Genomic DNA, 12,382 nt, shown 5'->3' with positions numbered 1-12,382 from the left:
CCGCGGTCCTGCGCGGAGTTCACCACGGCAGTTCGCCGGAGCGGAGCTGGTCCTGAAGGCTGCGGATCCAGGCGATTTCGGCACGCAGCGTACTCTGCTGGAACTGGACATCGATCCAGTACTTGCGCTCCACGCCCTTCTTCGCGAGCAGTTCCTCGCTTGAGACCAGGAAGCCGAGATGTTCCTCCAACGCCTGAAGACGCCGGTCGAGGAGTTCCACGACGACGCCGGCGGGCAGGTTGTAGGCCTCGGAGATGGCCAGCGGGAAGGCCGGGTATTCGTTGACCGGGGCGGCGAGTATGTCCTGCAGCCACGCCGTGAACGCTTCGCGGCCCGCAGCCGAGATCGTGTAGGTGGTGCGCTCCGGACGGTTGCCTCCCCGGTCCGTTCCCGTGGCTGTGACCAGCCCCCGATCCTCGAGCCGCCCGACGGCGTGATAAAGCGTTCCTGGCCGGACCTTGACCAGCCGGTCCTCGTGCCGTGCGATCAGGAGCTGATACATCTCGTAGGGATGCATCGGTTCTTCCACGAGCAGGGAAAGTGCGGCGACACCCAGGGGTGTCAATGCGGTCGCCCGGGCCATGGTGCAGTCCTTCTCGGTTTAGCAGTGTTCTCTTCGGCCTAAACGGCAGTTACTCCACTAAAGATTATTCCACGTGGAGTATTTGAGGGCAATCCTCCCCAAACCCGGGCCGGCTGCGCCCCGGCCCCAGGCTCGATTGGTCAGCCGAGGAGGGCCAGGATCTCCGTCCGGGCGAACATCTGCGCGGCGGCCCGCGCGGTGGGGGTGCCGGCGTCCGGGTCGGCCCCGGCGTCCAGCAGTTCCCGGGCCACGTCCGTGTAGCCCTTGAAGACAGCACCGGCCAGGGGGGTCTGGCCTCGGTCGTTCGGCGTGTTGGCGTCGCCGCCGTGGTCCAGGATCAGCCGGACAGTGCCGGCGTGGCCGTGGTAGGCCGCCAGCATCACCAGGGAGTCGCCGGAGGAGGTGGTCAGTGTGGCCGGGGCGCCGGCAGCCAGGTAGCTGCCCAGCAGCGTGGAGTTTCCCTCGCGGGCGGCGTCGAAGAGCGCGTGCGCCAGTGCGAGTGTCTCGTCGTCGGGTGCGGCGCCCGGCTCGTTCACTGTGGACTCGCCGCTCATCGGGTGCCCCGCAGGAAGCCGGTCTGGCGTCCCACAACCTGGCCGGCGTCGGGGGCCACAATGACTTCCTGGGCCGCGGAGTACGGCTCGTCCCCGTCCACGACGGTCAGGACCTCGTCCGGGGCGACGGAGCGTTTGATCACGGCCAGGGCGACGGGGCCCATCTCGTAGTGCTGCGCCACGGAGGTCACGTTGCCCACTTTCCGCTCGCCCGCACGCACCTCGCTGCCGGCCGCGGGCAGGGTGTGCTGGGAACCGTCGAGCTGGAGGAACACGAGACGGCGCGGCGGGTGGCCCAGGTTGTGGACGCGCGCGATCGTCTCCTGGCCCTTGTAGCAGCCCTTGGCCAGGTGCACGGCAGTGCGGAGGAGGTCGAGCTCATGCGGGATGGTCTTGTCGTCCGTTTCCGCGCCCCAGCGGGGCCGCCACGCCGCAATCCGCAGCGCTTCGGAGGCCATGGTGCCGGCGAGGGCCCGGTCGCCCACGGTCGCGACCAGCTCGTCCGCCGGGACCAGGTACTCAAACCACGGCCGTTCCAGTCCTGGATGGGCGTCCTCGCCCACCACAGCGTAGGAGTAGCCGCCGGCGCCGACGTGCGGCCACGGGTCTTCCCAGGCCTGCAGCGCCTCCCATTCCGGGATGCGGTGTGTGGAGCCGAGTACCGCCCAGTCGGCGGAGACGTCCGCGATTTCGACCCGGAGCATGAATTTCATCTTGTTGAGCCATTCGGCGAGCGGGGACGCCTCGGCTGCCTCGACGATCAGCCAGGTCGTGGCGCCGTCGTCCACCACCCTGGCGTCAAATTCGATCCGGCCCTGCACGCTCAGCAACAGCAGTTCGGTGGACTGGCCAGGGGCCAGCGAAGTGAGCTGCTGGGAGGACAGCGTGTTGAGCCAGCTCAGGCGGTCCGGCCCGCTGACCGTCACCACACCGCGGTGCGAGAGATCGACGACGGCGGTGCCGGCGGCCAGCGCCCGCTGCTCCCGGAGCGGCTCGCCGTAGTGGGCGGCGACGCCGGCATCGGCGCCGCCGGCCTCAACCGCGGCCGGGCGCGACAACAGGGGGCTTTTGATAGTCATATTGAAAGGAACGTCCTTAGCTCTGTGCGTATTCCGGCCCCGGCAGGTTCCGGCCCCGGCAGGGACAATCTGGCTCCGCCGGACTGTGGGGCCGGCCGGTCCTAGCGGTATTCCGGATTTTCAAAGTCGAAACGGGTGCCCGCTTTCCAGGCATCGGGCAGGTTTCCGTAGGCGGGAATGCCGCCCGCATCCTTGAGCGTGCGCGCCAGGTGCAGCATGTTCCAGGTCATGAAGGTGGTGTTGCGGTTGGTGAAATCGCTCTCCGGCCCCCCGGACCCCTGGTCAAGGTAGCTCGGTCCCGGCCCGACGGGACCGATCCAGCCGGCGTCGGCCTGCGGCGGGATGGTGAAGCCGATGTGCTGGAGGCTGTACAGGACGTTCATGGCGCAATGCTTGATGCCGTCCTCATTGCCGGTGATGAGGCAGCCGCCCACCTTCGGATAGTAGGCCCACTGGCCCTTCGCGTTCAGCTGCCCGGAGTGGGCGTAGAGGCGCTCGATGAGCTTCTTGGTCTGCGAGGAGTTGTCCCCCAGCCAGATGGGCCCCGCGACGACGACGATGTCCGCTTCCTGGACGGCCGGGTAGAGTTCCGGCCACTCATCGGTGGCCCAGCCGTGTTCGCGCATGTCCGGATAGACCCCGCTGGCGATGTCGTGGTCCACCGTGCGGATCACGCGGGTGGTGACGCCTTGCTTCTCCATGATCCGGCGGCTGACCTCGATCAGGCCCTGGGTGTTGGACACGTCCGGGGACTTCTTGAGCGTACCGTTGAAGAACACGGCCTTGAGGTCGGCGTAGCTGGCGCTGCCGGGTGCTGTGCTGCCGGGTGCTGAGCTGGTGCCTGTGTCATTCACGGTATTTCTCCTCGGTCGATGGTGACAACGGAAAAATCAGTGAGACCGCGTAATTAGCCTACTTTGGCGAGGATGGCCGATGCGTGGGCCTCCAGGCCGCCGCCCGCCGTCGAATTCCTGCCAGTGGYCACGTCCCAGCGCCACAGCAGGTTTCCTTCCACCAGCCCGAAGATCCGGGTGGCCGCCGTGTACTCCTTGGAGTGGCTGCCGCGCATCACCATGTCGGTGCTGAGCTGGATCTGGGGGCCCTTGATCTGGCCGTAGTACAGCTCCGAAATCCCGCCGGGGTGGGCGATGGAGACCGAGATGTCGAAGCCGCCGTCGCTGTTGCGCAGGGCCTCCACCTCGTCGGCGCTCTTGAGCACCGGGACGATGTCCGCCGGGATCAGGCCGGGGCCGCCGTCCTCCTCACGCTGCTTACGCTCCAGCGCCCAGAAGCCGGTCTCGACGGTGAGGGGACGCAGTTTGGTGCCCTCGTCGTCGGTCAGCCAGCTCTCGGCGCGGTACTGCAGGTACGGCAGGCCGTTGTGCGTAAACGAGACGTGTTGCAGGAAGTGCTCGGAGTCCTCGTCTCCAGCCCCCAGCCGGCCGCTGCCCTCCCACTCACCAATGAGCCAGGACAGCGGAACGATTTCGGGGGTCAGATCAGTAGGGATTTCAATCGGCACAGCATCTACCTCTGGAGGCTACGGGGTCTGGAACGTGTTACTTCTGGCCTTTGAAGAGGCGGTACACGACAAAGCCGGCAAACCACGCCATGGACAGGCTGGCCACGCCAAGCAGGACAAGGAAAAAGATCTCATATGCAAGTACGGACATGATGCCATCCTAACGCCTAGTAGATGAGTAGTTTGTCTATGAAGTAGGCCAGTGAACCGACAGCAGAAACCGGCCCGAGCCCCATGCCCACGGCCGCCAAAACATTCAGGCCCTCACCGTTGAGGATGACGAGGCGGCGGAAACTCACCAGCACCGCCCCCACGACGACGCCGACGAGGGCCGCCGGCAGCACGGCGATGTCGGAGAAGACCAGGCCGGCGAGCGGCCCGGCAAGGCCGGCGCTCACGATGCCCAGCGGCGCCACGATCCGGTCCGGCCAGCGGATCAGCCCCGCCAGCAGCGCGATCGCCGAGCTGATGGCCGCCACGAGGATCATTTCTCGGACCCCGTTGAAGCGCGAACTCGCAATCCAGCCGGCGCCGAGGCAGGAGAGCAGGACACCCGCGCACGAGCCCAGGGTGGATTCGAGGCGCTGGGCCTGACCGGTGCCCCGGATCAGCTGCATGACGAAGATCGCAATGACCCCGACGGCCAAGAACGACGGCGTCCAGTCCAGGAAGCCCGGAGCCGGGAGATAGGTCGCAGCCACTGCCGACCCCACGCCGGGCAGGCCAATCAAGACCGCGAGCGTCTTCTTGGCGGGGATGCCGAGAAAGTAGGGCCAGCCGATACCGATGCCGGCGGCGGCGAGCGCCGCGACGGCGAGGAGGACCTCAGGCGAGGCATAGGCTCCGGCGACAATCGCCGCGAGACCGGCCAGGCCGATGATCCCGACGCTCCACGGCTTCACTGTCTGCTCGCCATCGGCAGACCCAGCATGGCCAGACCTTCGCTCACTGCGGACCCCAATTCGACTCGGCTCAATTTCGACGGGCCGCGGGCCCTGACGGTTCAATCCTGCCCTATGTGAACGGTATGTGTCGCAAAAGGAGGCGCCGGAGGTGACGGGACCATGGCCGGTATGGGGCCTTTAGGTATACTCAACATCAGCAACAAGACGCCCAACGATGCGCGGACACCCCTTGGAGGAACAATGTCGCACATCCTGCTATTGACGAACAGCACGGGAACATCCGTGGACGTCCTGCCTGCTCTGGAACTGCTGAACCACCGGGTGCATATCCTTCCGGCCGAGCCCACTGCCCTGCTCGAGACCGACCCCTGCGACATCGTCCTGCTCGATGCCCGCAAGGACCTGGTCGGCGCACGTTCCCTCACCCAGCTGCTCAAGGCCACCGGCCTCAGCGCCCCGTTGATGCTGATCCTCACCGAGGGCGGCATGGCCGCGGTCTCCTCGGCGTGGGCCGTGGACGACATCCTCCTGGAATCCGCGGGCCCGGCAGAAGTCGAGGCGAGGATCCGGCTCGGCGTCGCGCGCGCCGTTCCGGAGAAGGAGGACGTGCCGACCGAAATCCGGGCCGCCGGCGTCGTGATCGACGAGGCGAGCTACACCGCACGGGTCAACGGCGCCGCGCTCAACCTGACCTTCAAGGAATTTGAACTGTTGAAATACCTGGCCCAGCACCCCGGCCGGGTGTTCACCCGCCAGCAGCTGCTGACCGAAGTCTGGGGCTACGACTACTACGGCGGCACGCGCACCGTGGATGTCCACGTCCGGCGGCTGCGGGCCAAACTGGGCGCCGACCACGAGAACCTGATCAGCACCGTCCGCAACGTCGGCTACCGCCTGACCCTGGTCCGCCAGCCCGAGGACGAACTGACCGAAGCCTGAGCGCCACGGCCGCCACAACGCGGCGGCGCCGGTACGCAGGCACCGTACACAAGCACTGAACGCAGATCCAGAGTCCGGGGCCTTCTTGGTGCACCAAACCATCGGCACAAACTTCTCAGTATCTAGCAGTACTTCTCAGTGGAGGACATACGGGTCGAACGTATCGAGGCCACCCCAGTGGTGGATCCCCCTCGCATCTGGCTTAACGCCGGACGAGATAACGACTATACGCGGCCGTCCGCAGTTCGACAAAATCGGCCCCTGACCCCCATGCACCCGATAGCCTTGCACCATGAGCCCTGCGCACCCGGAAAACTGGCCCGTACACACTGAAAAAGGAACCGTGGACGCCGCGCTGCTGCGGGACGTCGCCGCCCTTGTCGCCGCGGCGGAAGAGTCCGACGGCAATCCGCCGCTGTCCGAACAGACGCTTGTCACGCTGCGCGCCGGCGATGCGGGCGAGCACTCGGTGCTTGCCCTGGCCCTCTATGCCCCGGACGACAAGTTGGATCCCGCGACGGCGCAGGACCTGGCCGGCGTCGCCGTCGTCATCGAGGAACCCGACGGCAGCGGCATCCTCGAGGTCGCCGTCCATCCCAGCTACCGCAACCAGGGCGTGGGCGACCGCCTGTTGGGCGAACTGAAGACCGTCCGCGGCTTCGCCGGCCTGAAAGCCTGGTCCCACGGAAACCACGAGGCCGCGGCCGACCTCGCAGCCCGCTACGGCTACGGCGCCGTGCGTGAGCTGTGGAAGATGCGGCTGATGACGGCGGCAGCGGCCCTGCCGGAGGCCCAACTCCCGGACGGCGTACAGGTCCGCACCTTCGTGCCCGGCCGGGATGAGGACGCCTGGCTGGCCGCAAACAAGGCCGCTTTCGCCCACCACCCGGAGCAAGGCAACATGACGCGGGCCGATCTGGACGCCCGGATGGCCGAACCGTGGTTTGATCCCGCGGGCTTCCTGCTGGCCGTCGACCCGGCGGACCGGCTCCTGGGATTCCATTGGACCAAGGTGCACCCCCGGCACGGCGACCACCCCGCAATGGGCGAGGTCTACGTGGTGGGCGTGACCCCCGATGCCCAGGGGTCCGGGCTCGGCAAGGCCCTCACGGTCGCCGGCATCAGGCATCTCCAGGGCCTGGGGCTCCGCGCCGTCATGCTCTACGTCGATGCCGACAACACCCCCGCCGTCGCCCTCTACCGCCGGCTCGGATTCACCCGCTGGGATGTCGATGTAATGTACGCGCCGCTGCCGCAGGAGCCAACACCGGCCGCCGCTCCCGCACCGGACGGCGTTAGTCAAGTCGGCGGATAACCGTCCCGGCCCGGGCCGAAACCTGGGGTCATCCGGCCATGATTGCTTGTAAGGTTGAAGCTACATCGCGCCAGCATTGAGGAGACACCATGCCACGGGATACCGCCCGGACATCCACGTCTGAACCAGCAACGCCGGAAAAGGGGGCGCGTCCGGTACGTGCCCGCTTTGGCTCCTCCGAAGTGCCGGCCTCGCGCGCCACGCAGGACCGGATCGATATTCCGGAGTTCGCGCCGAACCCGGAACCGGAAGGCGACATCCGCCCCGACCGGTTCCTGGACCGGGAACTGAGCTGGCTTGCGTTCAACGCGCGGGTCCTGGAATTGGCCGAGGACCCCAACCTGTACCTGCTGGAGCGGGTCAGCTTCCTGTCCATCTTCGCCTCCAACCTGGACGAGTTCTTCATGGTCCGGGTGGCCGGGCTGAAGCGGCGGATCGCCACGGGGCTCGCCGTCCCCTCTCCTGCCGGGCTAAGCCCCATGCAGGTCCTGGAGCAGATCGGCGAGGAGGCCCACCGGCTGCAGCAGCGCCACGCCCGGGTCTATGCAGAACAGATCCGTCCGGCGCTGGCCTACGAGCACATCCACCTGATGCACTGGGAGGAACTCGACTCGCAGGCCAAGGACCAGCTCAGCGCCATGTTCGCGGAAAAGGTTTTCCCGATCCTGACGCCGCTGGCCGTGGACCCGGCGCACCCGTTCCCCTACATCTCCGGGCTGTCCCTGAACCTTGCCGTGGTGGTCCGCAACCCGGTCAGCGACAAGGAGCTCTTCGCCCGTGTCAAGGTCCCTGACCAGCTCCCGCGCCTGATCTCCATCGACGGCGCCCGCGCCGGCTCCGTCCCCGGACGGGTGGCACGGTTCATCGCGCTCGAAGAAGTGATCGCCGTGCACCTGGACCAGCTGTTCGCCGGCATGGAGGTCCTGGAACACCACATTTTCCGCGTGACCCGCAACGAGGACGTCGAGGTCGAAGAGGACGACGCCGAAAACCTGCTGCAGGCCTTGGAGAAGGAACTCCTGCGCCGCCGGTTCGGCCCGCCCGTCCGCCTTGAGGTCACCAATGACATCAACCCGAACATCCGTGCCCTGCTGATCCGCGAGCTCGGCGTCGAGGAATCCGAGGTCTACTCCGTGCCGGCGCCGCTGGACCTGCGCGGACTCTCGGTGATTGCCGGGATCGACCGGGCGGACCTGCACTACCCCAAGCACGTCCCGCACACCTCGCGCTACCTCAACGAATCGGAAACGTCCAAGGCGGCCAACGTCTTTGCCGCCATGCGGCGACGGGACATCCTCCTGCACCACCCGTACGACTCCTTCTCCACGTCGGTCCAGGCGTTCCTGGAACAGGCAGCCGCGGATCCCAAAGTCCAGGCCATCAAGCAGACCCTGTACCGCACGTCCGGTGACTCCCCGATTGTCGATGCCCTGATCGACGCCGCCGAGGCCGGCAAGCAGGTCCTGGCGCTCGTGGAGATCAAGGCGCGCTTTGACGAGCAGGCGAACATCTCCTGGGCCCGGAAACTGGAACAGGCCGGCGTCCATGTGGTGTACGGCATCGTGGGGCTCAAGACCCACTGCAAGCTCTCCCTCGTGGTCCGCCAGGAAGTGGACGGCCTGCGCCGCTACTGCCACATCGGCACCGGCAACTACCACCCCCGCACGGCCCGCTACTACGAGGATCTGGGCCTGCTGACGGCGAACGAACAGGTCGGCGAAGACCTTTCGAAGCTGTTCAACCAGCTCTCCGGCTACGCGCCGAAGTCCACGTTCAAGAGGCTGCTCGTGGCGCCCCGCTCGGTCCGTTCCGGGCTGATCGACAGGATCGAAACCGAGATCAGGAACGCCCGGGCCGGCATCCCCGCCCGCGTCCAGATCAAGGTCAATTCGATGGTGGACGAGGCCATCATCGATTCCCTGTACCGCGCGTCCCAGGCCGGGGTGCAGGTGGATGTCATTGTCCGCGGCATCTGCTCCCTGCGGCCCGGCGTTCCGGGCCTGAGCGAGAACATCACGGTCCGCTCCGTGCTGGGCCGCTTCCTGGAACACTCCCGCGTCTTCGCCTTCGCCAATGCCGGCGACCCGGTGGTTTACATCGGCTCGGCCGACATGATGCACCGCAACCTCGACCGCCGGGTTGAAGCCCTCGTGCAGCTGACGAGCGGCGACGACACGAGCTACGTCCTGGACTTGCTCAACCGATACATGGTGCCCGAAACGGCGAGTTGGCATTTGGACAAGCAGGGCGAATGGACCCGCCACCACCTGGCGGAAGACGGCCAGGACCTCAAGGACGTCCAGTCCTGGCTGCTCGCCTCCCGCTCGCGCCAGCGCTCGACCAGCCTGCGGTAGGGATCGTGAGTGTGAGCAGCGATGCACTGGTTGCGGACCAGGCTGACCAACCCGGCGAAGAGGTTTCCGTCACGGCGGCGGGCGCCATCCCGTGGCGCCTCAATTCGGTTAACAAGGACCAGCTCGAGGTCCTGCTGATCCACCGTCCGCGGTATGACGACTGGTCGTGGCCGAAGGGCAAAATCGACGCCGGCGAGACCATCCCGGAATGCGCCGTGCGCGAGGTGGAGGAGGAGATCGGGCTCACCGCCCCCCTGGGGATCCCGCTCCCGCCCATCCACTACCACGTGGCGGCCGGGCTGAAGGTGGTCCACTACTGGGCGGTCGACGTCGACGGCGCCGCTTTGATCCCGGACGGCACGGAAGTCGACAGCGTCATGTGGTGCCCGCCCGAGAAGGCCGCCCGCCTCCTGAGCAACCCGAGCGACATCGAGCCGCTGCAGCACCTGGTGAACGCCCACGACCGCGGGGAGCTGGCGACCTGGCCGCTGCTGATCGTGCGCCACGCGAAGGCCAAGCCCCGCTCGTCCTGGTCCAAGGCCGAGGGCGACCGCCCGCTGGCCGCCACCGGCATGCGGCAGGCGCAGTCGGTGGGGCGGCTCCTGCAGGCGTGGAAGCCCGCGCGGATCGTTTCAAGCCCGTGGCTGCGGTGCGTGGCCACCATCGCACCCTACGCCAAGGCGGCCGACGCCAAGGTCAAGCTCAACGAGGCCCTCACCGAGCACCGGCACAGCCGCAGCCCGCACAAGACGGCAGCCGTTGTCGAGGGATTGTTCGACAAGCAGCGGGCCGTGGCGCTGTGTACGCACCGTCCGGCGCTGCCCACGGTCCTGAAGCAGCTCGCGAAGCACATGAACTCCCGGCTGCGGGACCTGCTGCCGTCCTCGGACCCGTTCCTGGCGCCGGGCGAGATCGTGGTCTGCCACGTCGCCCGCGGCAGCAAGAAAAAAGTGGTCGCGGTGGAGCGGTTCAAGCCGTTCGACGACTGAGGTCCTTGACCCCGGGGGGCCCCAAGCCTAGTTTGTATCAATAGCTTGATACATTACTGCTGAATCTTGGGGGATTCCGTGCCGGTCCTGTTGAACGTGCCGCCGATGCTGTTGCTCGGCCCGGCAATCGCCGCCCTGCTGGTGTATGCCGTTCTGCGGTGGGTGATCTGGGCTCCCGGGACCGGAACGTCGCCGCAGACAGTGTCGGAGCACGGGCTGTGGGTAGGTGTGATCGGCTGGCTCGCGAGCTCACTCCAGGGCGCCATGACCCTGGGCATCATCCCGGCCAATCCGTCAGCGTCCGCCGTGGTGGGCGCCGACTCGATCATCCCGGCGCTGGCATGGCCGGTCCTGGGCTGCCTGGGCGTGCATGCGCTGGGACAGGTCAGCTACCCGGGTCCGCGGCGAATGCGGCGGCAGGCCGTGCTGTCCGTACGGCGCATCAAAGACTTCCTGCCCCGCAGGCTGGCATTGACCACGGCTGCGATCTTCGTCTCGGCTGCCGCGGCCATCGCCCGGACTGCCACGCTGCCCGGGTTCGCGGCCGTGGCTCCCACTACGGTCAGCGACGGCGCGTACAGCTACTACAACAGCGGCGGCGACGGCCGTATCCCCGGACCGGAGGTGGCCGCCTGGCTCGGCGGCGCCCTGCTGGTGCTGGCCGTCGGCACGTGGCTGGTTTTGTGGCTGATCGCCCGCCGCCGACAGTTGGAGTCCCTTGACGCGGCGGACAACGCCGTACTGCGGACCATCGCGATGAACCGGCTGCTGCGCACAGTGTCCACAGTGGCTGCCGGGTTGGCAGTCATCGCGGGGAACTTCGCGGCCCGTCCCGATCCGGCCCAGCAAACGGGATCGTGGACGAACTTCGCCGGCCTCGCGGCGACCGTGGTCCTGCTCGTAATGTGGTGGTGGCGGCCGCCTCGGCTTGCTTCCGCCGGGCTGGGCGTCCGGAACCGGCCGGAACCAGGGATCGCCGCCGGCCGCCAGCACCCGGCCGCCAGGCTGGTCTCCTCACTTGGAGCGCTCCTGGGCCTCGCGGCCGCCGTGCCGCTGGTCGCCGGAGCCTTCCTCGCCCCCGTGATCATGGCGGCCGCCGGCTACGGACTTGCGGGACTCGTGGCCCTGATGGGCACCTGCGTCCTGCTGGTCATCGCCGGAGGCGAGCTGGTCCTGCAGCGCAACTACGGATCGCCGGAGGCGCCGCGCACCTGGCCCCGGCAACCGGTCAACGCCGCCCTGCTGACCACGGCTGTCCTGGCGCTGCTGGTCTTCCTGGCAGCCCTCGCCGTCACCGCCGCGGGGCGGGCCCTGATGGCCGAAGATCCCGGCTGGGTTCCGGTTGCGCTGCTCACGGCCGGGACCTGCGTTGCCGCCCTGCCGGGGTTCCTCCGGGCCCGGTCCCGCCAGGGCGTCCGCGACGCCCCGCGCGGTCTGGACGCCGCGCTGCGCGCCATCACTGTCCACCGCATCGTGCGGACCCTCGCCGCCACCCTCACGGCCCAGGCCGGTATCCTGCTGCTGACCGAGACCAACGCCTGGGCGGCGGTGTTCGGGTCGGACGCGTTCGGCGACGCCGTCGATCCGGCCGCCGGATCGTGGTGGCCCGCGACCCTGGCCGGCGCTGTCCTGGCCGCCAGCGCCGTGGTCATCGCCGTCATCCCCGTGGGCGGCCTGGCCCGGAAGACCCCGGCTCCCCTGCCGCGGAAGGAAGTCGCCGCGTGACGGCGGGCATCGCCATCAACCTGCGTACGCCAGTTCCCCCCTTCGAGCAGATCCGGACGCAGATCGCCTCCCTCATCAGCCTCGGGACGCTGGCAGCGGGAACCCGGCTGCCGACCGTCCGCAGCCTCGCGTCGGACTTAGGCCTCGCTGCCGGGACAGTCGCGCGGGCCTACAAGGAACTCGAACTGGCCGGACTGGTCGAAACCCGGCGGCGCAACGGCACGGTGGTCGCCGGCAGCCAGCCGATCCTGACCCCGCCCGCACCTCCCCCGGGCACGGTTCCGGTGGAGGTGATCGCCGCCGTCGACCGCTGCATTGCGGAAGGCCGCACTGCCGGGCTCGACGACGCGGCACTGCTGGCGATCCTGCGGGCGAGGCAGGGCGGGTCACACAAATAAGGAGAGCCGGCGAGTTCTC

General features: G+C 67.9%; 12 protein-coding genes. 6 read left to right on the top strand and 6 right to left on the bottom strand.

The window, feature by feature from the left end; all coding sequences use genetic code 11:
• Positions 1 to 19: 19 nt before the first annotated feature.
• From AC1DZV_RS05295 to AC1DZV_RS05270, 6 genes are all read right to left on the bottom strand, one after another.
• Entirely contained in the window at positions 20 to 583 is a 564-nt protein-coding gene (locus tag AC1DZV_RS05295) for a PadR family transcriptional regulator (RefSeq protein WP_476950114.1), read from the bottom strand.
• 140 nt (positions 584 to 723) lie between these two features.
• Positions 724 to 1,137, bottom strand: coding sequence for an ankyrin repeat domain-containing protein (locus AC1DZV_RS05290; protein ID WP_476950115.1), 414 nt, complete (start codon positions 1,135 to 1,137; stop codon positions 724 to 726).
• Complete coding sequence (gene ygfZ / locus AC1DZV_RS05285) at positions 1,134 to 2,216, bottom strand: CAF17-like 4Fe-4S cluster assembly/insertion protein YgfZ (protein WP_476953174.1); 1,083 nt, start codon at positions 2,214 to 2,216, stop codon at positions 1,134 to 1,136. Before ygfZ ends, AC1DZV_RS05290 begins: the two co-directional genes overlap by 4 nt.
• Before the next feature lie 101 nt (positions 2,217 to 2,317).
• Complete coding sequence (locus AC1DZV_RS05280) at positions 2,318 to 3,070, bottom strand: flavodoxin family protein (protein WP_476950117.1); 753 nt, start codon at positions 3,068 to 3,070, stop codon at positions 2,318 to 2,320.
• Between the two features lie 53 nt (positions 3,071 to 3,123).
• Positions 3,124 to 3,738: a nitrobindin family protein gene (locus tag AC1DZV_RS05275; RefSeq protein WP_476953173.1), complete on the bottom strand. Its 615-nt coding sequence runs from the start codon at positions 3,736 to 3,738 to the stop codon at positions 3,124 to 3,126.
• Between the two features lie 167 nt (positions 3,739 to 3,905).
• Entirely contained in the window at positions 3,906 to 4,640 is a 735-nt protein-coding gene (locus AC1DZV_RS05270; protein ID WP_476950119.1) for a permease, read from the bottom strand.
• A 243-nt stretch (positions 4,641 to 4,883) separates the two neighbouring features.
• Here AC1DZV_RS05270 and AC1DZV_RS05265 point away from each other — a divergent pair, with 243 nt between their 5' ends.
• The 6 genes from AC1DZV_RS05265 to AC1DZV_RS05240 all read left to right on the top strand — a co-directional run bounded on the left by AC1DZV_RS05265 (position 4,884) and on the right by AC1DZV_RS05240 (position 12,363).
• The gene (locus tag AC1DZV_RS05265; protein ID WP_028276526.1) at positions 4,884 to 5,582 is read left to right on the top strand and encodes a winged helix-turn-helix transcriptional regulator; all 699 of its coding nucleotides are present in this window, start codon (positions 4,884 to 4,886) and stop codon (positions 5,580 to 5,582) included.
• A gap of 292 nt (positions 5,583 to 5,874) precedes the next feature.
• Positions 5,875 to 6,897 carry a mycothiol synthase gene (gene mshD / locus AC1DZV_RS05260; protein WP_476953172.1) on the top strand — a complete coding sequence of 341 codons (1,023 nt, stop codon included), beginning with the start codon at positions 5,875 to 5,877 and terminating at the stop codon, positions 6,895 to 6,897.
• A gap of 89 nt (positions 6,898 to 6,986) precedes the next feature.
• A complete protein-coding gene (locus tag AC1DZV_RS05255) occupies positions 6,987 to 9,251 on the top strand; it encodes an RNA degradosome polyphosphate kinase (RefSeq protein WP_028276525.1) in 2,265 nt (754 codons plus the stop codon).
• 11 nt (positions 9,252 to 9,262) lie between these two features.
• Positions 9,263 to 10,240 carry an NUDIX hydrolase gene (locus AC1DZV_RS05250; RefSeq protein ID WP_243181103.1) on the top strand — a complete coding sequence of 326 codons (978 nt, stop codon included), beginning with the start codon at positions 9,263 to 9,265 and terminating at the stop codon, positions 10,238 to 10,240.
• Between the two features lie 66 nt (positions 10,241 to 10,306).
• Positions 10,307 to 11,965 (top strand): hypothetical protein, encoded by a 1,659-nt coding sequence (locus AC1DZV_RS05245; RefSeq protein WP_476953171.1) that lies wholly within the window; start codon positions 10,307 to 10,309, stop codon positions 11,963 to 11,965.
• Positions 11,962 to 12,363, top strand: coding sequence for a GntR family transcriptional regulator (locus tag AC1DZV_RS05240; RefSeq protein ID WP_476953170.1), 402 nt, complete (start codon positions 11,962 to 11,964; stop codon positions 12,361 to 12,363). Before AC1DZV_RS05245 ends, AC1DZV_RS05240 begins: the two co-directional genes overlap by 4 nt.
• The last annotated feature ends 19 nt before the right edge of the window (positions 12,364 to 12,382 follow it).

It is taken from the genome of Arthrobacter sp. P1_D12, assembly GCF_056406175.1.
This window is presented reverse-complemented; position numbering and strand designations above follow the sequence as displayed.